This is a genomic window from Streptomyces sp. NPDC053542, assembly GCF_044544685.1.
Taxonomy (GTDB): Bacteria; Actinomycetota; Actinomycetes; order Streptomycetales; family Streptomycetaceae; genus Streptomyces.
In genome coordinates this window covers 234248-255766 of record NZ_JBITXL010000011.1, presented here as the reverse complement: position 1 = coordinate 255766, position 21519 = coordinate 234248, and the positions used below count along the sequence as shown (strand labels likewise).

General features: G+C 72.6%; 16 protein-coding genes. 5 read left to right on the top strand and 11 right to left on the bottom strand.

Annotation, left to right across the window (positions count from 1 at the left end):
* Nucleotides 1-86: 86 nt before the first annotated feature.
* From ACIGXO_RS28755 to ACIGXO_RS28725, 7 genes are all read right to left on the bottom strand, one after another.
* Nucleotides 87-4007 (bottom strand): polysaccharide biosynthesis C-terminal domain-containing protein, encoded by a 3921-nt coding sequence (locus tag ACIGXO_RS28755; RefSeq protein ID WP_399792562.1) that lies wholly within the window; start codon nucleotides 4005-4007, stop codon nucleotides 87-89.
* 87 nt (nucleotides 4008-4094) lie between these two features.
* Nucleotides 4095-4925: a polysaccharide deacetylase family protein gene (locus ACIGXO_RS28750; protein WP_399792560.1), complete on the bottom strand. Its 831-nt coding sequence runs from the start codon at nucleotides 4923-4925 to the stop codon at nucleotides 4095-4097.
* Nucleotides 4922-6031, bottom strand: coding sequence for a glycosyltransferase family 2 protein (locus ACIGXO_RS28745; protein ID WP_399792558.1), 1110 nt, complete (start codon nucleotides 6029-6031; stop codon nucleotides 4922-4924). The genes ACIGXO_RS28750 and ACIGXO_RS28745 overlap by 4 nt, the downstream gene beginning before the upstream one ends.
* A complete protein-coding gene (locus tag ACIGXO_RS28740) occupies nucleotides 6028-6840 on the bottom strand; it encodes a glycosyltransferase family 2 protein (protein ID WP_399792556.1) in 813 nt (270 codons plus the stop codon). The genes ACIGXO_RS28745 and ACIGXO_RS28740 overlap by 4 nt, the downstream gene beginning before the upstream one ends.
* 320 nt (nucleotides 6841-7160) lie before the next feature.
* Nucleotides 7161-8303 (bottom strand): GNAT family N-acetyltransferase, encoded by a 1143-nt coding sequence (locus ACIGXO_RS28735; protein ID WP_399792554.1) that lies wholly within the window; start codon nucleotides 8301-8303, stop codon nucleotides 7161-7163.
* Between the two features lie 2 nt (nucleotides 8304-8305).
* Entirely contained in the window at nucleotides 8306-8719 is a 414-nt protein-coding gene (locus ACIGXO_RS28730; RefSeq protein WP_399792552.1) for a hypothetical protein, read from the bottom strand.
* A gap of 237 nt (nucleotides 8720-8956) precedes the next feature.
* Nucleotides 8957-10192, bottom strand: coding sequence for a S8 family peptidase (locus tag ACIGXO_RS28725; RefSeq protein WP_399792550.1), 1236 nt, complete (start codon nucleotides 10190-10192; stop codon nucleotides 8957-8959).
* Nucleotides 10193-10494: 302 nt separating this feature from the next.
* Between ACIGXO_RS28725 and ACIGXO_RS28720 the strand changes: the two genes are divergently transcribed.
* A complete protein-coding gene (locus ACIGXO_RS28720) occupies nucleotides 10495-11301 on the top strand; it encodes an SGNH/GDSL hydrolase family protein (protein ID WP_399792548.1) in 807 nt (268 codons plus the stop codon).
* A gap of 3 nt (nucleotides 11302-11304) precedes the next feature.
* On the opposite strand, the gene ACIGXO_RS28715 is transcribed toward ACIGXO_RS28720, so the two are convergent.
* Nucleotides 11305-13104: a protein kinase gene (locus ACIGXO_RS28715; protein ID WP_399792546.1), complete on the bottom strand. Its 1800-nt coding sequence runs from the start codon at nucleotides 13102-13104 to the stop codon at nucleotides 11305-11307.
* A gap of 342 nt (nucleotides 13105-13446) precedes the next feature.
* On the opposite strand from ACIGXO_RS28715, the gene ACIGXO_RS28710 reads away from it, so the two are divergent.
* Entirely contained in the window at nucleotides 13447-13707 is a 261-nt protein-coding gene (locus ACIGXO_RS28710) for a hypothetical protein (RefSeq protein WP_030252229.1), read from the top strand.
* A 311-nt stretch (nucleotides 13708-14018) separates the two neighbouring features.
* The gene (locus ACIGXO_RS28705) at nucleotides 14019-15764 is read left to right on the top strand and encodes an amidohydrolase (protein WP_399792544.1); all 1746 of its coding nucleotides are present in this window, start codon (nucleotides 14019-14021) and stop codon (nucleotides 15762-15764) included.
* Between the two features lie 21 nt (nucleotides 15765-15785).
* On the opposite strand, the gene ACIGXO_RS28700 is transcribed toward ACIGXO_RS28705, so the two are convergent.
* From ACIGXO_RS28700 to hmgA, 3 genes are all read right to left on the bottom strand, one after another.
* Nucleotides 15786-16994 (bottom strand): type ISP restriction/modification enzyme, encoded by a 1209-nt coding sequence (locus ACIGXO_RS28700; protein ID WP_399792542.1) that lies wholly within the window; start codon nucleotides 16992-16994, stop codon nucleotides 15786-15788.
* Between the two features lie 83 nt (nucleotides 16995-17077).
* Entirely contained in the window at nucleotides 17078-17827 is a 750-nt protein-coding gene (locus ACIGXO_RS28695; protein WP_399792540.1) for a GntR family transcriptional regulator, read from the bottom strand.
* 12 nt (nucleotides 17828-17839) lie between these two features.
* On the bottom strand, nucleotides 17840-19198 hold the full coding sequence (hmgA, locus tag ACIGXO_RS28690) for a homogentisate 1,2-dioxygenase (protein ID WP_399792538.1): 1359 nt from the start codon (nucleotides 19196-19198) through the stop codon (nucleotides 17840-17842).
* A 121-nt stretch (nucleotides 19199-19319) separates the two neighbouring features.
* On the opposite strand from hmgA, the gene ACIGXO_RS28685 reads away from it, so the two are divergent.
* Together ACIGXO_RS28685 and ACIGXO_RS28680 are read left to right on the top strand one after the other, a co-directional pair.
* Entirely contained in the window at nucleotides 19320-19934 is a 615-nt protein-coding gene (locus ACIGXO_RS28685) for a TetR/AcrR family transcriptional regulator (RefSeq protein WP_399792535.1), read from the top strand.
* Nucleotides 19935-20083: 149 nt separating this feature from the next.
* Nucleotides 20084-21517 (top strand): CitMHS family transporter, encoded by a 1434-nt coding sequence (locus tag ACIGXO_RS28680; protein ID WP_399792533.1) that lies wholly within the window; start codon nucleotides 20084-20086, stop codon nucleotides 21515-21517.
* The last annotated feature ends 2 nt before the right edge of the window (nucleotides 21518-21519 follow it).

Sequence of the window (21519 nt, the reverse complement as noted above, 5' to 3'; positions counted from 1 at the left end):
ACTCGTACGGGGCGGAGGCAGCCCTCCTGAGGCGGGGCGGAGGCAGCCCTCCTGAAGCAGGGCGGAGGCAGCCCTCCTGAGGCGGTCTACGACAGCGTCACGAATCGCTGTACCAGCGCCGCCAGGAAGACCACCAGGAGCGGCAGCGAGAACCAGAACGAGCCCTGGACCCAGCGCTGCTTGCCCACGCTCGGCGGCAGCGCCACCCGCACGATCTCGCGGGTGCCCAGCAGCACGATCAGCGCCACCACCGCCAGGCCGCCCGCCACCGACCACGGCGTCCAGGTGACCTTCGGGCCCGCCGGGCCCGGGGCGGGCTGCGGTACCGGGCCGGCCGGCGGATCCGTCAGCTCGTACAGCACGGCGTCGGCGTTGACGACCACCCGCCGCAGCTCGGGACGGTTGTCCAGGTTCGCGCGCAGCCGCCGCTCCCAGCTGTCCGGGTAGCCGCCGTCCAGCCGCAGCGCCTCGGACTGGCCGCGGTTGACGATCAGGTACGACTGCGGACCCGCCTCCCTCAGCGCCTTGACCAGCGGACCGACGAGCACGGGGTCGCGCGGCGCGAGGGTCGGCTCGTACTGGACGCGCTCCATGTCCTTGGCGCCCCACGGCATGTCCGGGGTGACGTTGTCGACCGGATCGTCGGTCAGCCACAGCAGCCGTACGGTCGGCTCGTCGTGCGCGTACACGTACTCCATCGCCGCGACCTCGCCGGTCCGGGTCCGCTCGAACGGCTCGTTGCCCCAGCGGGCCACGAGGAAGCCGAAGACCAGCACCAGGCCCGCCAGCATGGCCGCGAGCGGCCCGAGACCGCGGCGGCCGGGAGCAGGGCGATCGGCGGTGGCGCGACCGGCGGCAGGGCCGTCCTCAGCAGGGCGCTCGGCGTCCGGGCGCGGGAAGAGCGCCAGCGCGCCGAGCACGCACGCGCCGGGCAGCGCGAACATGAAGACGCGCAGCGCCATCTCGCCCCCGTAGGACTGCATCCCGAAGGCCAGGAACGGCACGAAGGCGAGTACCGGCAGCGACCGCTCGGCGAAGCCCGCCGTGCGCCGCCGCAGCACGCCCCAGCAGGCCAGCGCGAGCACCGAACCGGCCAGCAGGACCCGGGTGTACAGGACGAGCTTGTGGGTGCTGCTGCCGCCCTCGATACGGCCCGCCACGGAGGAGGTGACGTTGGAGCCGAGGCCGCCGATGCCGCCGAACAGCTCGTCGAAGTGGCCCGACCAGTAGGGCTCGGCGAGGAAGCCGATCCAGAAGACGACCAGCACGCCGAGCAGCAGCGGCAGGCCGCGCAGCGTCGAACGGCGCACGAGTACCAGGAAGACGAGCACGCCGAGCATCACGAAGGGCGTGAGCTGGTGGCCCGCCACGGAGACCGTGAACAGGGCGATCAGTACGCAGAGCAGGACCGCGCGCTGTCCGCGGTCCGCCGGGCGCACCTCGGCCTCACCGGGGCGCAGTTTGCCGCGCAGCACCCGGGGGTCGCGGAACCACACCAGGAGCACCGCGACGAAGACGAGGTAGAGCAGGTACGTGAAGCCCTGCGGCGAGAAGTAGTCCTGGCCGACCCAGCCGCACAGCGCGAACAGCCATGCCGCGCTCCACTTCGCGCGCCAGTCCGCCCGTACGGAGCGCAGCAGCAGGAACACGGGGGCCAGGTACAGGAGCTGGATGGTCAGCGGCCACCAGCGGAGCAGCGCGTCGAAGTCGGTGACGCCGCACGCCTCGGCGAGGAACTGCGCCCCGGCGAAGAAGCCCGGCCAGCTCCAGCGCGCGTCCAGGTCCGGTACGGCGGTGCCGGTGCGGCCGATGTAGTCCAGGAAGCCCAGGTGCTGCCAGGCGGTGGCGAAGCGCGGCTCGGCCTCCAGGACGGCGGGCAGCGCGTGCAGCGCCACGACCGTCAGCAGGAGCGTCGCGGCCAGCAGGACCCGGTACGGCCGGGAGAGCCACAGCGCCGCGGCGAAGGCCACCGCGAGCAGGGCGGCGCCGGCCAGGGTGGCGACCGGCAGGACGGAGATCAGGCCGAGGCCGCCCATCCGGTCCAGGTCGGCGTCGCCCATCCCGCGCAGCGGCAGCCAGAAGAGCGCGAGCGCGGTGCCGAGCAGGGCCCAGACGCCGAGGTCCGGGCGGGCGGCGAGACGGGCGGCCACACTGCCGCGCGCGCCCGGGGACGCGCCGCTCGTGCCGGCCGTGCGGCCCGCCGCGGCAGGAGCCGCCGGGGCCGCGGCCGCCGGGGTGACCCTCGGCAGCCGTACGGTGTGCGCCTCCGAGGCGCTCTGCGGCACCACGACCGGCAGCGGCAGGGTATGCGCCTCCGCCGGGCCGCCGGGCGCCTGCGCAGCCTCCTGCGGGGCCTCCTGTGCCGCTTCCTTCGCCCAGGACGGCTTCCCCGGGGGCGGAGGCGCACCCGTACCGGCGCTCGCCGTACCCGTACCGGCGCCCGCCGTCTTCCGGTACGCCTCCGGCACCGGCTCCTCCACCAGCGGCGGCCGCACATCCGGGCGGCGTTCCATGTGATCGAAGTCCACATGCACGCCCAGCGGCATCGTGTCCACGTCGAGCCGGGCGCGCTGCGCCCAGGTGGGCGTGCGGACCGCGTCACCCAGGTCGCCGTGGATCGCCAGGTCCGCGAGGTCGCCGTCGGGCGCCACGCCGTCGGCCGGCGTCTTGGCCAGCGGCGCCACCGGGCGGCCGCGGACCACGCCGTACAGCTTCACCGTCGCGATCGAGGCGATCACGGCCAGGCTGCACACCTCCGCGACGCCCGCACCGGCCAGCCCCAGCCGCGGCAGCAGGAGCAGCGTCAGGCCGAGCACGAGGAGGCACAGCAGGCCCTGGAGGTAGGCGAGGCCCGAGGTGCGGCTCTGCGCGCGCAGCACCGCGAAGTACGTCTCCATCACCACGCGCAGCGCCGCGCCGACCGCGAGCCAGCGCAGCAGGGGCGTCGCGGCATCCGCGTACCCCTTGCCGAACACGCCGAGGATGTACGGCGCGCAGACGAAGAGGAACAGGCAGACCGGGAGCATGATGCGGGCCATCCGGCGCAGCGCCGCGCGGGTGTTCTCCGCCAGCCGCGCCGGGTCGTGCGCGCCCTCCACGGTCAGCGAGGCGCCCATGTTGATGGCGAGCAGGTTGACCGTGCCGCCGATCGTGGAGGTGATGTAGAAGTACGCGTTGTCGGCCGCGCTGACCTGCGAGGCGACGATGACCGGTACGAGGTAGACCACCGCGAGCGAGAAGAGGGAGCCGGTGTAGTCGCCGGCCAGGAAGCGGCCCATCTCGCGCAGCGAGGGCGGCCGTACGGTGGGCGCGGTGGCGGCGATGTGGCGCGGCACGAGGCGCCGGAAGACCAGCCAGCCCAGCGGGAGCACGGACACCGCGATCGCCGCGACCCAGGAGACGAAGACGCCCGCGGTGGGGATCGCCGCCGCCATCGCGATCAGCAGCGCCAGCTTCACCGCCGAGAAGACCAGATTGCCCACCGGCACCCACAGGGCGCTGCGCAGCCCGGTCAGCACCCCGTCCTGCAGGGTCAGCAGCGACCAGGCGATCACCGCCACGATGAAGCCCAGGCCGTTGAGCGGGCCGTGCAGGAAACGGTACGAGGGACCCCACAGGTCCAGGGTGAGCAGGAAGATGCCGGCGGCCACCGCCACGACCAGCGAACTGCCCGCGTACGTACGGAAGACCAGTCTGCCCGTGGCCCGCCCGGCGACCGGGATGAAGCGGGCCAGCGCGCCGGTCAGCGTCAGCGCGGTGAGCCCGGCCAGCAGCTTCATCGCGGCGATCGCGGCCGAGCCCTGGCCGACCGCGGACTCGGTGTAGTAGCGCGCGGCGACCAGCCAGAAGCCGAGGCCCAGCAGCCCGGAGATGCCCGTGTTGAGCATCAGCGCATAGGCGTTGCGGAAGAGGGGCGTGCCGCCGCCGCGCCCCGGGAACCGCGGCTTGCGCCCGCCCGGTGCCTGGTCCTGCGGGCGTTCCTCGGTCCGGGTGGTCGTGTCAGACACTGGCTCGGGTTCCCTTTCCTGGGGCCCGGCACTCTGTGTCACCGGGCCCCACTGACGGCCTTTCGTCGGCGCTGCACCGCGCGGGGGTCAGCTCCCGGGCGTGCAGTGCCGGATCGCCTGCCGCGATCTGCGGAGCAGGGCGTAGCCCTTGGTGAGGACGCGGTCCTTGGCGAAGGTGCGGCCGATGGCCTCGCCGGCGACGATCCGCCGGAACTCCGCCAGGTCCGTGCTCCGCCGCACGGTCAGCCGGCGCAGCGCGTACGGGCCCTGCCGGTACCCGGCAAGTCCGTTGCCGACGGCCAGCGACTGGTGGAAGCCGGCGGCGCGCACCGTGCGCCGCACCCGCCGGCTGGAATAGCCGTACGGGTAGGCGAAGGACACCGGGGCCGCGCCCAGCTGCTCGGCCACGATCGCCTTGCAGCGCAGCACTTCGGACCAGAGCCGGTCGTCGGCGAGCTGGTCCAGCTGGGGGTGGGTGTGGCTGTGGCCGCCGATCTCCACCCCGGCGGATGCCAGCTCCCGCACCTGCTCCCAGCCGAGCATGGTGTCCAGCGCGCCACCGGTGTCGTACGGCCCCGGCAGCCAGCCGGTGGAGACGAACAGGGTGGCCGGGAAGCCGTACTTGGCGAGGACGGGCAGGGCGTAGCGGTGCACGCCCTCGTAGCCGTCGTCGAAGGTGATCAGGACCGGGCGGCAGGGCAGCGGGGCGCCATCCCGCCAGGCCGCCGCGAGCTGCGCGGTGGTCAGCGGGTGGTATCCCTCGTCGTCCAGGACCGCCATCTGCTCGGCGAACGCGCCGGGCGCGACGGACAGGCCGTGCGTCGCGGGGGCCGGCTTGTGGGCGACCGCGTGGTACATGAGGATCGGCACGGGGGAGAGGACAGAACCCTCAAGGCCGGTGCCTTCGGGGCCGGTCATGCGACCGCCCCCTCGTCGCCGCGCAGCACTCCCTCGGCGGGGCCCTGGGCGTCGGCGCGCGCGGGCTTCTCGGTGCGTACGGTCAGCCGTACCGGTTCGGCCGGCGGCGGCTCGCTCCCGGTGTCCGGCGCGGGGCCCGGTACCGCCGCGATCACGAAGGCGCCGCCGGAGCGGCGGGTGCGGGCGGTGCCGACGAGATAGCCGCCGGCGGCCGCGGCCACGCCCGCCACGATCGCGCCCGCCCGGGCCGCGCCGCCCGGCCTGCGCAGCAGCGCGTCGCGGACGCCGCGCGCCACCCCGGCGGGCAGTACGCGGGTGGTGTAGCGGCGCTCCGTGGCCAGCCCCTCCTGAGCGCCGACGCTGCGCGCGACCAGGGCCTTGGACAGGCCCTCCGCGTAGGTGCGGGTGCGGAAGTACGCGAAGCGTTCGCGGCCCGCGGGCACCCGGTGGTGGATCACCGAGCGGTCGTCGATGAGCAGGACGGCGTCCGGGCAGGCGCGGGTGAGCCGGATGCACAGCTCGGTCTCCTCGCAGCCCAGCGGCCGCTTGTCGCCGTCCCGGCCGATGCCGGTGGCGAACCCGCCGGCGATCTCGAACGCCTCGCGGCGGAACGAGGCGTTGCCGCCGAGGACGTTGCGCACCCGGGTCCGGCCCGGCGGCAGGCCGAGGTAGGTGCAGCCGACGACCCAGTCGAACTCCCGGGGGAACCACGCGGGGCGGCGCCCGGAGGCCCAGACCGGTTCGGTGCGGCCGCCGATCGCCATCACCTTCGGGTCGGCGTAGCCCTCGGCGAAGTGCAGCAGCCACTCGCGCTCGGCGACCGCGTCGTCGTCGAGGAAGGCGACCACCTCGCCGGTGGACTCCGCGACGCCGGTGTTGCGGCCGGCGGAGAGACCTCTGGGCCCGGCGTTGGGCAGCACGCTGATGTCGGTGGCCCCGGCGAACTGCGTGCGCAGCCGCGTCAGCAGGGCCGGGTTGTGGTCGACGACGAGCAGGATCTCGTGTGCCGGGTGCAGCTGGTCACGCACCGAGGCCGCCGCGGCGAGAATGTCGCCCCAGCGGTCCTCGGTGTACACGCAGATCACCACGGAGATGCGGACGCTCAAGACACCTCTCCCGTGATCATCGCCGGGCGCACCGCACGCTTACGGGTGCCGCGCTCGCGCAGGATGACCTTCAGGACCCGGATGCCGTCCCGGACCGCGCGCAGGTTGCTGACGCCGTGGATGCGGTTGTACTCGTGGCTCGGGATCTCCTGGACGCGTAACCCTGCCTTGACGACGCGGATGTTCATCAGCGTCTCGACCTCGAACCCCGCGCAGTCCAGCGCGATCTCGTCCAGGCAGTGCCGCCAGAAGGCGTTGTAGCCGTAGCACAGGTCGGTGTAGCGGGCGCCGAACTTGGCGTTGACCAGGGTGGTCAGCACACGGTTGCCGAGCTTGCGGATGGGCGTCATGTCGTCGGTGCCGCCGCCGTTGGCGAACCGCGAGCCCTTGGCGAAGTCGGCGCCGCCGACCAGCGCCGAGACATAGGAGACGATCTCCGCGCCGTCGGCCGAGCCGTCCGCGTCGATCATGACGATGATCTCGCCGGTGCACGCGGCGAAGCCGCTGATCAGGGCATCCCCCTTGCCCTTTCCGCGCTGCTTCACGACCGTGACGTCCGGCCACAGGTCCCGCGCCACCTGCACGGTGTCGTCGGTGGAATTCCCGTCCACCAGGACCACTTCATGGATCCAGTCCGGAAGTGTCTTGAAGACGTACGGGAGATTTTCCGCTTCGTTCATCGCCGGTATCACGACGCTGACCGGCGGGGCTATCGCCAAGTGCGAGGAAACGGGTCGGTATTGCGCCTGTGCGGGAATCCGCGCGGCGGATTTCTGATCCGTCTCCGCAGGGCGAAGGAACGAGCTCATGAGTCTTTTTCCCTCTCGTCCGGTAGGCCGCCCACCCCCGGGCAGCCCGGATGTGTTTCCGGTTCGAAAGGGGGGTTCACACTCTGTTCAGCACGGCATGGAACTGGAACACCGGACGGACAGAGCGAGCTGGCATGCGTGTTTCCGCGGCTCGTGGCTCGACGCTGGCACACGTATCGAGCACGGCACCCCCCTACCGCGCCCCGCCCCGGGCCCCGTCGCGGCGCTTGAGCCCTCCCCTAGAGCCGCTGGATGACGTTCCGTTGCGGGTGGATTGTACGACCGTATTGATGATTGGCATTCTATGGCAAGAGCTGAAACTACAAATCCCCTTTTGTCTTGTCGGTGGAAAAGGAGCGGATCATTCCGTGGTCTCCGGTACGGATCCGGCCCATCCGTTTGAGCAGTCGGTCGGCCGGCTCGAATAATTCCGGCCGGGTCACCACGGTGTTCCGCAGTGCTTTTACCGGAGCGCGCCGCGCGCGATGTCCCAGCGCCACCGGATGGCGCCGCGTCACCCACCCTTCGGAAACCTGGATTTCCCGCGTCTTGAAAGAGTCCTTGTACTCCTTCTCGCCGCGGCCGAGGTCCAGGTACGCCATGGAATCCGCGGCGGCCCCCTCGGCCATCCGCAGATGCAGGATCAGTCCCGGCGAGAACTTCGCGAACTCCGGGTCGTAGGCGGGGAACCAGCACGCCAGTACCCGCTCCGAACGCAGCCCGAAGTGCGCGGCGACCGGCCGCCCGCCGGCGTACAGGACCGACAGCACGCCCGCGAAGGAGCCGGTGCGGGTGTGGAACAACTGCTCCACCAGGTGCGTGATCCACGGCCGCGCGAAGCGGTCGCTGCGTCCTGTTCTTCGGTACTGCGCCGATTTCCAGTCGATCAGCCGGCGCAGAACGGCCGGATCGCGCTCGTCGTGGACGTACCGCACCTCGCCCACGTCCCGCCCGAGCTTGCGCTCCTTGGCGAGGGTGGTGCGGGTGAACTTCGGCGATTGCTTCCGCAGCCGGGCCAGGTACGCCTCGAAGCCCTGGTCCACGTCGATCACCGGGGACGGGAACGACTGCAGCGGATGCGTCTCGAAGGGCTTCTGGCCCTCGACCAGGTGGTCGAACTCCAGCACCGCCAGCCCGCACGCGTGCAGCAGCTCGCGCGCGTCCCACTGGAAACCGGGCCGGTGCACCAGGCCCTGGGCGTCCGAGACGCCGAGGCCGATCGCCCGCCCGACGCCCAGCGAGGTCCGCTGGAAGGGCAGGAACGCGGCCGGCTCGCCGTCCTCCCGGATCACCGCGATCCGCACGCCGCGGCGGCAGCGGCCCACCGCGAGCGCGAACTCCGGTGCGAGAAAGGGATTCGCCAGGGCCGGTGTGCCCAGGAGGTGTGCCTGGGACTGCACGGCGGTCCACGCCGCCCGGTCGGCGCCGCTCAGTTCGCCGGGGCGGTACACGCTGATGTCCACGTTCAGTCCGTCCGTGCATCTGGCGCGGACGCACCCCGGCGCCGCACGCTCGCCAGCAGGAAGAGGGTGCCGCTGATCGCCGCCACGGCCACGACCCCGCCGCGCGCCGACCACACGTGCAGCGCCAGCATCGTCTGCGCGACCAGCATGTCGACGGCGAGAGCCCCCGCGCCCGCGACCACCGTGCGGCTGAGCGGGTCCAGGCGTCCCAGGGCGGCGGCGATGGCGGCCGCCGGCGCGCCGAGCAGGAAGAAGAGCGTGCAGGGTGCGCGCAGCGGCGAGGCGAGGTCGGCGAGCGCCAGCACGGCCCCCACACCCCCCACCGCGACGGCGGCGCCCGCGAGCAGTGGCGTCGGCTCCCCCCGGACCGGTCTGCTGCCGCTCGATCTGTTGCTGTTGATGGTCTTGGTCTGCATTGGCAGCTTTGCCCCCCATAAAGCGGCCTGATGCTCATACGCACCCGATGCCGGGCTTCAATGTGGCCCGCCTGCCGGGTGCCCGTCAAGGCGGGGAGGAGACGTGAACGAGCCACGTCCGCCGCGCTGTTCACGGTGGACGTGGCTCGTCGGCAACCTGTGGTACGAGCTGGGGAACAGGTGCTTCCGGTCGTGTCGGAAGCGTGGTGGGCGCCGGCGTGCGCGGGCGCCCGGCGGTTACGGAACGATCTTCAGGAGCTTGTTCGGGGAGCCGCTGCCCGGGCTGGTCACGACGCCGGACGTGGCGCCGCCGACCAGGGCGCTCGAGACCGTTGCGGGTGAGGCGGACGGGTGCCCGGCGAGGTAGACGGCGGCCGCGCCGGCTACGTGCGGGGTGGCCATGGACGTACCGGAGATGGTGTTGGTGGCGGTGTCGGAGGTCCGCCAGGCGCTGGTGATGCTGCTGCCGGGCGCGAACAGGTCCAGCCGGGAACCGTAGTTGGAGTAGCTCGCCCGGGCGTCGGTGCTGGTGGTGGCGCCGACCGTGAGCGCTTCGGGGACGCGGGCCGGCGAGGAGGTGTTCGCGTCCGCGTTGGAGTTACCGGCCGCGATCGCGTACGTCACGCCGCTCGCGATGGAGTTCTTCACCGCGTTGTCCAGCGCGGTGCTCACCCCGCCGCCCAGCGACATGTTCGCCACCGACGGGCCGCTGTGGTTCTTGGTGACCCAGTCGATGCCCGCGACGACCTGGGCGGTGGTGCCGGAACCGGAGTTGTTGAGCACACGTACGGCGACGATCCTGGCCTTCTTGGCGACGCCGTAGCTGGTGCCGGCCGCGGTGGCCGCGACATGGGTGCCGTGGCCGTTGCCGTCCTGCGCGACGTTGTCGTTGTCCACCGCGTCGTAGCCGTTCACGGCGCGGCCGCCGAAGTCCTGGTGGCTGATCCGGACCCCGGTATCGATGACGTACACGGTGGTACCGCTTCCGGCGCTGTCCGGGTACGTGTAACTGCGGTCCAGCGGGAGGTTCGTCTGGTCGATGCGGTCCAGGCCCCAGGACGGCGGATTGGCCTGGGTGCCGGTGGCGTGCACCGTCGTGTCCTGGAACACCTGGTCCACGGCCGGGTCGGCGGCCAGGCGTCTCGCCTCCGCCGCGGAGAGGTGGGCCGCGTAGCCGTTGAGCGCGGCGGTGTACGTGTGCCGCACGGTGCCGCCGTGCGCGGATATCAGGCGTCTGCCGTCGGCGGACGCGGCCTTGAGGCCCGCGGCCTTCTTCAGGGTGACGATGTAGCTGCCCCGGACGGCGTTCTCGGCACCCGCGCCGATGACCGTGCCCTCGGCGGGTGCGGCCTGGGCGGGGAGCGCGGTGACGCCGAGGGTGACGGCGGCCGACGCGGCGGTGATCGCGGTGGCGATCCGGAGCCTGGCCGGAATCCGGCCGAAAACCTTCGTGGTGGTACGCATCACTGCCATGCGAGGGGGTCCTCCTCATCAGGTGCGCGTGGTGCGTGCGCTTGGGGGGTGGCACACGGATTCGTGTGCTACGGGCGGCTGTTGAGGGTGCGAGTGGCCGCCCGGACGAAAGATTCGCCGAGAGGTAGTGCGATATTCAAGAGGGCCTGGCTTGATGTCATATGCACGACATAGTGCGGCAATCCGTCGAGGCGCATGGCCAGTAATGCTCTACGCGGGTAGCAAAGTTGGCATGAACACTTCCATCACCCGTGTCGTACTGCTACCACGGTTGCGGCAGAGATCCTGCTATTGGAGGTTCCATGAGAGTTTCCAGATGCGCGGGCTTCTTGTCCGCCTTCCTCGCCGCCTCGTCCCTGGCGCTCATCGGCACCGCTCCCGCTTCCGCAGCCCAACTCGACGGCGCCGCCCGCTATGTGGCGCTCGGCGACTCCTACTCCTCCGGCCTCGGAGCCGGCAGCTACGACAGTGGCAGCGGCTCCTGCAAGCGCAGCAGCAAGGCGTACCCCGCCCTCTGGGCCGCCGCGAACTCACCCGCCTCGTTCACCTTCGCGGCCTGCTCGGGGGCCCGTACGGGTGATGTCCTCAACAGTCAATTGACTTCGGTGAACGGTGACACGACCCTCGTCTCCCTGACCGTCGGCGGCAACGACGCCGGCTTCGCCGACACCATGACCACCTGCGTGCTCTACTCCGAGAGCACCTGCCTGTCCCGGGTCCAGCAGGCGCGCACGTACATCAACAACACCCTCCCCGGGAAGCTGGACCAGGTGTACAGCGCCATCTCCGGCAAGGCGCCCAACGCCCGGGTGGCCGTCCTGGGCTATCCCCGCTTCTACAAGCTGAGCGGCAGCTGCGTCGCCGGCCTCACCGAGAAGGAGCGCGCCGCGATAAACGCTGCGGCGGACGACCTCAACGCCGTCACCGCCAAGCGCGCCGCCGACCACGGCTTCGCCTTCGGCGACGCCAACACCACCTTCGCCGGCCACGAGATCTGCTCGGGCAGCTCCTGGCTGCACAGCGTCGCCTATCCCGTCGAGGAGTCCTACCACCCGACCGCCACCGGCCAGTCCAGCGGCTATCTGCCGGTGTTCCGCGCCACCGCGTGACCTCTACGGGAGTGAACCCCCGCCGTACGAGGGCGAGCTGTCGCCCTCCGAAGGCGCGTTCTCATCCCCTGAAGGCGAGCCCGTGTCCCCTGAGGGCGAGCTCGTGCCCCCTGGGGGCGAGCCCCCGCTGTACGTAGGGGAGGCCCCCGTGTCCGTAGGGGACGGCTCCGGAGGCGCCTCGGTGGGAGACGGCTCCGGGGGCGTGCCCGTAGGGACCGGCGCCGAGGAGGAAGGAGCAGGGGAGGCCCCGCCGCCCGGGGCCTCCCCCTCGCACGTCACGGAGAACGCGGCACGGTTCGAGGCGACCGCCGCCGGGCTGCGCACCCGGAGCCCCGCCCGGCCCGTCCGGGTGCCGCCCGTCTCGTACGCCGTCACCTTGAGCCCGACCGTCACCCGCTGCGCCCCGCCGTCCGGGAAGCGGACCGTCCGCCACGGCCCGTCGGAGGTGCCGCGGCCGTCGACGTCCCAGCGGTAGACCACCTCGACCGGACCGCGGCTGACCGTGATGACCCCGGAGAACGCCGGGGCCGCGGCGGCCGGCGGCGGGCAGCGGCCCCCGTAGCTGCCGCGCAGGGTCGACACGGCGGCCGTGACCCTGACCTCGGGCGGTGACGTGCGCGCCCCGCCCCCGTACCCACCGCCCCGGCCGGTGTCCTCGCCCCGGGACGTCCCCGGCGGCGCGCTCGCGGACGGCGTGCGGTCGTCCGCTCCGGGCCCCGGGTCGCCGTTCCCGCCCAGCAGTGCCCAGGCGGCGCCGCCGCCCGCCAGCGCGACGGCCAGGGCGGTCGCGGCCAGCGCGGCGGCCGAGCGGCGCCGGCGGCGGTGCGGCTGCGTGGCGTGCGGGCCGTAGGAGCCCACGGGAGGCGGCGGGGCACCTGACGCGGAGCCCGTGCCGCCGCCCCAGGGCACACCGGGCGCCGCGAGCGTCGGGGAGTACGGGGACGGCGGTGCGGCGGCCGTCACCGTGACCGGCTGCCCGCCGCTCGCCACCGCCGCCAGCATCCCCGCGGCCTCCTCCGCCGGCAGCCGCTCGCGCGGGTCCTTGCGCAGCAGCCCCGCCAGTACGGGCGCCAGCGGGCCCGCCCGGCGCGGCGGCGGCAGCTCCTCGTCGACCAGCGCGCGCATCGTGCCCAGCGGCGTCTCCTCGTGGAACGGCGGCGCGCCCTCCACCGCCGTGTACAGCGTCACGCCCAGCGACCACAGGTCCGACTCCGGGCCCGGCGTCCGCCCGAGCGCCCGCTCCGGCGCGAGGAATTCGGGCGAGCCGATCAGCTCGCCGGTCAGGGTCAGCGCGGAGGACCCCTCGACCGTCGCGATGCCGAAGTCGGTGAGCACCACCCGGCCGTCGTTCGCGAGCAGGACGTTGCCGGGCTTGACGTCGCGGTGCAGCACACCCGCCGCGTGCGCCACCTGGAGCGCGGCCAGTACCTCGGCGCCGATCCGGGCCGCGCGCACGGGGGAGAGCGGACCGTCCGCCGCCAGCTCCTCGGCCAGCGAGAGGCCGCGGATCAGCTCCATCACGACCCACGGGCGGCCGCTCTCGGTGACGACGTCGAAGACGGTCACGACATTGCGGTGCGCGATCCGGGCCGCGGCCCGGCCCTCCCGCTCCAGCCGCGCGTACAGCAACCGTTCCTCGTGCGCGGGCAGTTCGCGCGGCACCCGCACTTCCTTGACGGCCACCTCGCGGCCCAGCAGCTCGTCCCGGGCCCGCCACACCGCGCCCATGCCGCCGCGGCCCAGCTCGTCCAGCAGGCGGTAGCGGCCCGCCAGTACCCGTTCGTTCCCCGCACCTGCGTCCATGGCACGAGCCCCCTCGACCCCGCAAAAGGAGCGATGTGGAGAAAACGTACCTCTGTTCGCCGCCGTTGCCGCCCCCTCGGCGGCAATCCGGAGCGGCGCGTGAGAGGGTCCGGCGCCCGGTGGTGACGCTCCGTCATGGGGGGCGCACGCTCGGGGCCACCGCGTGCCCCCGTACGCCGTCAACTCGACCTGGAGTAGGTGCGGTACGCGGACGTTCCGTATGGTGTTCGTCAACGCCCTTGCGGGGCAGGTGAATACTGATAACGGGCTGCGCGAAGGTCGTGCGGGAGAGATAGGGTTACCCTGCCCGGGCCGGGTGCCCTCGTACGGGTGGGGAGTGTCATGGAACAGATTGCAGTACGCAGCAGGCCGCGAGTGCCTGCCATCACATGCGGCGGCGCGTCCAGTGCGCGTCTGGACCGCCACCTCGCGGTGCTCGGCGGACCGGCGATACCGCAGCGGGAGACCGAAGGCGCCACGTCGCTGATGCAGGAGATCACCAAGCGTGACCACGCGCGGACGCGGAAGAGCCGCGGAGCGCGGGTGTCGCTCTTCGCGCCGCTGCGCCGGCTGCGCCGGTCGCTCTTCGGCGGTCACGGCTGAGCGGAGCCGCGCCGAGCGGTGCTCCGGTGCGCCCCGAGTGCGCCCCGACAGCTCCCCGCCGCTGATCCGGCCCCGTCCGCGGGCCCCTGGACACCGCCCGGTCCCGGCCACGCAGCCCAGTGTCACGGTCGTACGCGTCCGTCCTCCTCCCCGGCAGCCCGGGGGCAGGACGGGCGCGTTCGCCGTTTCCGGCCGGATCACCGCCTCACTCGTAACGGTGATCTCTCACCGGGCTGTTGACGTGACGATCATTCCGCGCCAGGGTGCAGATCGCTTGCCCCGTACAACCATCTCTGCCGCGGGAGGCGCCGGTGTGTGATCTGCACGACGACCACGAGCACAAGCACGGGCACGACGCGGGGGCGGCCCCCGGCGGGCTCAGCAGACGCAGGATCGTTCAACTGCTGGGGGCCGCGGGGGTGAGCACGGCGGCCATGAGCGCCGCCGCCGACCCCGCGATGGCCGCGGCGTCCGACGCCACCGCCGCCGACCCCGACGGATATCGGGCGCCCGAGGGGCTGGCCGAGGACTCCCCGGCCAAGGCCGCCGCGCTGGCCTGGATCGACGACCAGCGGGCGAGGATCACCGGGCTGGACGACGAGATCTGGGAGAACGCCGAACTCTCGCTGCGCGAGTGGAAGTCCTCGCTCGCCGAGGCGGACTTCCTCAAGGCCGCCGGCTTCGACGTGGAGTTCGGCACGGCCGGCTTCCCGACCGCCTTCACCGCCACCTTCCGGCACGGCAAGGGCGGCCCGGTGCTCGGCTTCAGCGGCGAGTACGACGCGCTGCCGGGGCTGTCGCAGCGCAAGGGCGTGGGCCACCACGACCCGCTGGAGTACGTCCACGACCCGTTCGCGCCCGGGTACGGGCCCGGCCACGGCTGCGGGCACTGCGCCCTCGGTACCGCGGCGGCCGCCGCCGCGGCAGCCGTGGCCAAGGCGGCGAAGGCCCACGGCCTCGACGTGACGGTGAAGTTCTTCGGCTCCACCGCCGAGGAGCAGCTGATCGGCAAGACGTACGCGGTCAGCAAGGGCGTGTACGACGGGCTGGACGCCTTCCTGGACTGGCACCCGTCCACCTCCAACGCGACCGGCTGGGGCTCGTCCACCGCGATGACCGCGGTCACCTTCACCTTCCTCGGCGTCGCGGGCCATGGGGGCACCCCGCTCGGCAACAAGAGCGCGCTGGACGCCGCGGTGATGATGGCGACGATGTCGGAGTTCCTGCGCGAGGAGAACCTCGCGCCGTCCGGGCGGCTGCACTGGGTGATCAACAACGGCGGTGACATCCCGAACGTCACCCCGGAGATATCCGAGATCTCGTACTACGTGCGCGAGGGCAGCCCGGAGCGGGTCCAGGTCCTGCTCGACAAGGTCATCGAGGTGTCCGAGGCGGCCGCCAAGGCCAGCCGGACCACCGTCCGGCACCGGATCACCTCGGCCTGCTGGAACCAGCTGCCGTCCCGGTCCTTCGCCGAGCTGATGCACGACAACATGCGGAAGATCGGCCCGCCGGAGTTCAGCGACGAGGCCCAGCGGCTGGCCAAGGACCTGCAGAAGTCGCTCGGTCTGCCCGAGAAGGGGCTGCACGACAAGATCGGCGAACTGACCCCGCCCAACCCGGTCTTCATGGGCGGCGGTTCCACCGATGTCGCCGACATCAGCTGGAACGTGCCCACCGTCTCCATGGGCGCGGCGCTGGCCCCCATCGGCACGAAGATGCACACCTGGTCGACGGCCGCCTGCGCCGCGGCGGCGCCCGGCCACGCGGCCCTCCTCGCGGCGGCGAAGTACCTCGCGGCGACCGCGGTGGACCTGATCACCCAGCCCGCGCGGCTCAAGGCGGTCAAGGACGAGTTCGCCGAGCGGACCAAGGGCGTGCGCTGGAAGACCGCCCTCCCGGACGGCTACGAGCCGCCCATGTACGAGCCGCCGCAGTGGTTCCTGGAGCGCACCGGCCAGTCCTGGCCGCCGCCGAACATCACCTGGCCCCCGAAGCGCGTGGTGAGCAGCGAGAAGTTCAGCTCGCTGGGGCCGGAGCTCGTGCCGCAGAAGTAACCCTGCGCGCCGCGGGCTCCGCTAGAGCAGCGCGAACTGGCCCTCCGGGCCCTCCTCCTGGTGGTCCAGGACGGAGGCCGGGCGGCGCGCCGCCGCGGGGGCCGGGAGGACGCCCGCGGCGGTCAGCTCCGCCGCGCCGACTGTCGTGGCCGCGGCGAGCGCGGCCGTCAAACGGTCCTGCTCGGGGGCGAGTTCGCCGAGCAGGGCCAGTACGGTGATCAGCTCCAGGAGGTCGGTGGTCCACTCCTGGGGCCAGGCGGCGGGGCGGACCGCCTCCAGCGTGCCCGGCTCGACGGCGCCCGTGCGCCGCTCCAGCCACGCCTCCAGGACGCGGACGCCGCCCGCGTGCGCGTCCCAGGCGGCGGCCGGTACGGGGGAGATCCGGCCCCCGCCGATGTCCAGCGCTTCCTCCTCCGGGTCGTACGCGATCTCCGTGGGCAGTCCCCGGGCGGGCAGCGCGGCGCGGACGTACGGGCGGCGCCCGCCGGGCAGCCGGGGGCGCTCGCCGGTGCCCGCGCCACGGGTGTGCAGCCGGATCAGCTCGCGCCCCAGCGCCACCCCGCGCGCCCACAGGTCCGGGTCCGCGGTGAGCGGGACGGCGATGCCGCCGCCGTCGTGCCGGGCGGTGGCGGCGAGGTAGGCGAAGGCGTCCTCGGCGGTGACCGGGTGGCCGAGCCGGTCGCCGAGGTGGCGGAGGAGGCCGGGCGCGAGGTTCGGTTCGGTGCCGGCGGGGCGGCGGTACAGGGGGCGGACGCGGCCCTGGCGGCCGACGGGCAGGACGGTGGAGAGGGCGAGCGCCGGGCCGGTGTCCTGCGGGACGCGCGGCTGCTCGACGGCGAAGAGCTGGGCGGCGTCCGCGACCCGCCACAGCTCGGGCCGGGCCGCGTCGATCAGCCGGTGGTCGGGCAGCAGCCACAGCTGGTCGTACACGCCGTGCCGGACCCGCAGCGGCTCCGCGCAGGGCGCGTCGCCCGGGGCCAGCCGGGCCAGCCGGCCGGTGGCGGTGGCCTGGCCGGGTAGCTGGCCGACCGCGGTGTGCAGGGTGCGGGCCCGGGACGGGCGGAAGAGCCGCTCGCGCTCCGCGGGGCCGTCGGCCCGCAGCAGCGCGTCCCAGCGCGCCCGCAGCGACCCGGTGTCGGGCGCCATGATCCAGGCCCGGCCGAGCCGCGGCGCGGCGACGGACCACGGCATCAGGTCGGACAGCAGGGGCACGTCCTGCTTGGCCGTCACGCGGCAACCCTCCCGGACGGTTCGGATGACCCCGGCATCGTAACCACGCCCCGGAACCGGCGGCAGGGTCGCACGGAGCAGCGTCAGTGGGCGTCCAGCGTCACCGTGAACGAGAAACGGTCGCCCCGGTAATGGATCCGCGCCACGTCCACCACCTGCCCCGCCTCGTCGTACGTAATGCCCGTGTAGTGCAGGATCGGGCTGAGCAGCGGGACCTCGAGCAGCCGCGCGGTCTCCGGGTCCGCCAGCCGCGCCTCCACGGTGTCGGTGATCCGGCCGATCCGTACGCCCACCGCGTCCCGCAGCACCTTCGTCATCGGGTGGCGCTCCAGCTCGGCCGGGTCGATGCGGGCAGCGACGTCCGGACGGACGTGGTTGACGGCGTGGTTGGTCGGCTCGCCGGTCCGCTCGTCGCTGCGCAGCCGCCGGTACACGGCGACCTCCGGCAGCCCGGGGAAGTGCTCGGCCAGCTCCGGCGGCACCGGGCCCGTGCCGTGCTCCAGCAGCTCGCTCACCATGCCGGACTGCTGGGCGACGATGGCGTCCACCGAGCCCAGCAGCCGTACCGGGGTGCCGCGCCGCGCGGCGGGCTCGATGAACGTGCCGCGCCGCCGGTGCCGGCTGATCAGCCCCTCGGTCTCCAGCTCTTTGAGGGCCTGCCGCATGGTCAGCACGCTCACCCCGTAGTGCGCGGCGAGCGTCTCCTCGGTGGGCAGCCGCAGCGGGGCCTCGGGGGAGCGCCCCAGTATCGAGGCCCGCAGCGACTGCGAGACCTGGTACCACAGGGGCAGCTTGCGGTTCAGGGCGAGCGAGTCGGGCGCGAAGGTCGTCACGGCGGGCTCCGGTCAGGGACGAATGTGTTCTCCGGGGAATCCTCCCCCGGACTCCCACTGACGTTCGAGACCCTGCCACACGTCGTCGTAGCCGCTCTGCAAGTGGTCGGCGGTACGGGCCTGCTCGGTGAGCAGCACCGGCCAGCGCGTCTCGAACATGAACGCCAGCCCGTCGTCGACCTTCTGGGGCTTCAGCTCGGCGGTGCTCGCCTTCTCGTAGGTGGCGCGGTCCGGGCCGTGCGCGGACATCATGTTGTGCAGCGACCCGCCGCCGGGCACGAAGCCCTCCGCTTTCGCGTCGTACGCGCCCTCGATGAGGCCCATGTACTCGCTCATCACATTGCGGTGGAAATAGGGCGGCCGGAAGGTGTCCTCGCCGACCAGCCAGCGCGGCGCGAAGACCACGAAGTCCACGCCCGCCAGGCCCGGGGTGTCGGAGGGGGAGGTGAGCACCGTGAAGACCGACGGGTCCGGGTGGTCGTACGAGATGGACCCGATGACGTTGAAGCGCCGCAGGTCGTAGACGTAGGGGACGTGGTTGCCGTGCCAGGCGACGACGTCGAGCGGGGAGTGGTCATAGGTAGCGGTCCAGAGGTTGCCGCAGAACTTGTTGAGGACCTCGTGCGGGCCCTCGACGTCCTCGTACGCGGCGACGGGGGCCAGGAAGTCCCGGGGATTCGCCAGCCCGTTGGCGCCGATCGGGCCGAGGTCGGGGAGCTGGAAGGGGCGGCCGTAGTTCTCGCAGACGTACCCGCGGGCGCCGGCCGCCAGCAGCTCGACGCGGAACCGCACGCCGCGCGGGATCAGCACGACGTGCCCCGGTTCGGCGCGCAGCAGCCCGAACTCCGTACGCAGCAGCAGCCCGCCGTGCTCGGGGACGATCAGGAACTCCCCGTCCGCGCTGCTGAACACCCGGCGCTCCATGGAGGCGTTGGCGTGGTACAGATGCACGGCCATGCCGGTGCGCTGCCGCGCGTCGCCGTTGCCGCCCAGCGTCCACAGCCCGGCGACGAAGTCCGTGCCGGGCGCGGGCTCGGGCAGTGGGTTCCAGCGCAGCCGGTTCGGGTCCGGCTCGGTCTCGGTGAAGGGGGCCCCGCGCAGGCCGCCGTTGTCCGTCCGGCGGAACGGCGGATGGGCCGCGGAGGGGCGGATGCGGTACAGCCAGGACCGGCGGTTGGCGGCCCGCGGCTCGGTGAACGCGGTGCCGCTGAGCTGCTCCGCGTACAGGCCGAGCGGGGCGCGCTGGGGGGAGTTGCGGCCGGTGGGCAGTGCGCCGGGGACGGCCTCGGAGGTGTGTTCGTTCCCGAACCCCGAGGAGTGGGCCAGTCCCTCGGCCGTCTTCCTCGCCCGCTCCGCGTCCGTGCCTGTCATCGCGTGCTCCCGCCGCTCAAGGAATCCTGTGCATGACACTAGGATTGGTGCCCCGGCCCGTCAACGGAAACGCCCGGTGTCACCCCCGCGTGCGGCGGGAACCGGCCGGAGTGCGGGCAGGATGGAGTACGTGGATACCCCGTCACTCCGCCGTGCCCCCGTCCAGCGACGCAGCGCCGAGCGTCTGACCCGCATCCTCGACGCCTGCGCCGACGTCCTCGACGAGGAGGGGTACGAGGACCTGAGCACCCGCGCCGTGGCCGCCCGGGCCGGGGTGCCCATCGGCTCGGTCTACCGCTTCTTCCCCAACAAGCGCGCGATGGCCGAGGCGCTGGCGCTGCGCAACCTCGACGGGTACGCGGAGCGGGTCACCGCCGGGCTCGCGGCGGCCGGGGACCGGCTGGACTGGCGGTACGCGATGGATGTGGTGGTCGAGGAGTACCTCGCCATGAAGCGGTCCGTGCCGGGCTTCGCGCTGGTGGAGTTCACCGTGCCGGCGCCGCAGGCCACCCGGGAGGCCAACCACCGCGTCGCCGACCGGCTGCTGGCGCTGCTGGCCGGGCCGCTCGGCCTGGACCCGGCGGAGGAGCGGCTGCGGACCGCGTTCCTGGTGGGCGTGGAGGCGGCGGACGCACTGGTGCAGTTGGCCTTCCGGGTCGCGCCCGAGGGCGATCCGGCGATCGTCGCGGAGACCAAGGAGCTGCTGCGGGCGTACCTGGGGCGGGTGCTGGACTGAGCGCGCTGCGCCCGCTCCCCCTATTGACCTGGGGTTTTGCTCGTATTGCTCACACGTCAAGGTCTTGTTAACAAAACTTCGCCGCCCCTAACGTCGCTGCGACCGCCACCCCCTGGCAGGTGTTCAAGGGCGAACGTGAGGTACCCCCAATGCTGACAATCCTCGGGTTTGTCATGATTGCCACCTTCTTGGTGCTGATCATGATGAAGAAGATGTCGCCGATGGCGGCACTTGTGCTCATTCCAGCGCTGTTCTGTGTCCTGGTCGGACAGGGCGCGAACCTCGGTGACTACGTCATCAAGGGCATCGGCGACCTGGCGCCGACCGCCGCGATGCTGATGTTCGCGATCATCTACTTCGGAGTGATGATCGACGTCGGCCTCTTCGACCCGATCGTCCGCGGCATCCTGAAGTTCTGCAAGGCCGACCCGGTCCGCGTGGTCGTGGGTACGGCCCTGCTCGCCGCGATCGTCTCGCTGGACGGCGACGGCTCCACCACCTTCATGATCACCGTCTCGGCGATGTATCCGCTCTACAAGCGCCTGAAGATGAGCCTCGTGGTGATGACCGGCGTCGCCGCCACCGCCAACGGTGTCATGAACACGCTCCCCTGGGGCGGCCCCACGGCCCGTGCCGCGACCGCGCTGAAGCTGGACGCCGGCGACATCTTCGTCCCCATGATCCCCGCCCTGGCCACCGGCCTGGTCGCCGTCTTCGCCCTCGCCTACGTGCTGGGCCGCCGCGAGCGCAAGCGGCTCGGCCTCCTCACCCTCGACGAGCCCGGCCACGCCGAGGTCGTCACCGAGGACGCCGAGGTCACCGAGAAGGAGACCGTCCTCGTCGGCGCGGGCGCCGGCGCCAAGGGCGGCACCACCGCCGGCACGCTGCCCACCGGCGGCGGCTCCGCCGGGACCGGCGGCGGCCCGGCCTTCGACGGCGACTTCCAGGGCCTGGACCCGCAGCGCGCCACCCTGCGCCCCAAGCTGTACTGGTTCAACGCCGCGCTCACCGTCGCGCTGCTCACCCTGCTGATCATGCAGGTGATGGACATCCCGGTGCTCTTCCTGATCGGCGCGGCCATCGCGCTGACGGTCAACTTCCCGCACATGAAGGACCAGAAGGCACGCATCGCGGCACACGCCGAAAACGTCCTGAACGTCTCCGGGATGGTCTTCGCCGCCGCCGTCTTCACCGGCGTCCTCACCGGCACCGGCATGGTCGAGCACATGGCCCGCTGGCTGGTCTCCAACATCCCCGACGCGCTCGGCCCGCACATGGGCCTGGTCACCGGCCTGCTCAGCATCCCGCTGACGTACTTCATGTCCAACGACGGCTTCTACTTCGGCATCGTCCCGATCCTCGCCGAGGCCGGCGCCTCCCACGGGGTGGGCGCCCTGGAGATCGCCCGTGCCTCCCTCATCGGCCAGGCCCTGCACATGTCCAGCCCGCTCGTCCCGGCCGTCTACGTCCTGGTCGGCATGGCCAAGGTCGAGTTCGGCGACCACACCAGGTTCACCGTGAAATGGGCCGCGCTCACCTCGCTGGTGGTGCTCGGCGCGGGACTCCTGTACGGGATCATCTGACC

Bases quoted from the DNA above. Each gene is read 5' to 3' on its own strand.
- ACIGXO_RS28725 (WP_399792550.1), bottom strand. From the start codon at position 10,192: ATGGCAGTGATGCGTACCACCACGAAGGTTTTCGGCCGGATTCCGGCC.
- ACIGXO_RS28680 (WP_399792533.1), top strand. From the start codon at position 20,084: ATGCTGACAATCCTCGGGTTTGTCATGATTGCCACCTTCTTGGTGCTG.
- ACIGXO_RS28740 (WP_399792556.1), bottom strand. From the start codon at position 6,840: ATGAGCTCGTTCCTTCGCCCTGCGGAGACGGATCAGAAATCCGCCGCG.
- ACIGXO_RS28685 (WP_399792535.1), top strand. From the start codon at position 19,320: ATGGAGTACGTGGATACCCCGTCACTCCGCCGTGCCCCCGTCCAGCGA.
- ACIGXO_RS28750 (WP_399792560.1), bottom strand. From the start codon at position 4,925: ATGACCGGCCCCGAAGGCACCGGCCTTGAGGGTTCTGTCCTCTCCCCC.
- ACIGXO_RS28715 (WP_399792546.1), bottom strand. From the start codon at position 13,104: ATGGACGCAGGTGCGGGGAACGAACGGGTACTGGCGGGCCGCTACCGC.
- hmgA (WP_399792538.1), bottom strand. From the start codon at position 19,198: ATGACAGGCACGGACGCGGAGCGGGCGAGGAAGACGGCCGAGGGACTG.
- ACIGXO_RS28730 (WP_399792552.1), bottom strand. From the start codon at position 8,719: ATGCAGACCAAGACCATCAACAGCAACAGATCGAGCGGCAGCAGACCG.
- ACIGXO_RS28710 (WP_030252229.1), top strand. From the start codon at position 13,447: ATGGAACAGATTGCAGTACGCAGCAGGCCGCGAGTGCCTGCCATCACA.
- ACIGXO_RS28720 (WP_399792548.1), top strand. From the start codon at position 10,495: ATGAGAGTTTCCAGATGCGCGGGCTTCTTGTCCGCCTTCCTCGCCGCC.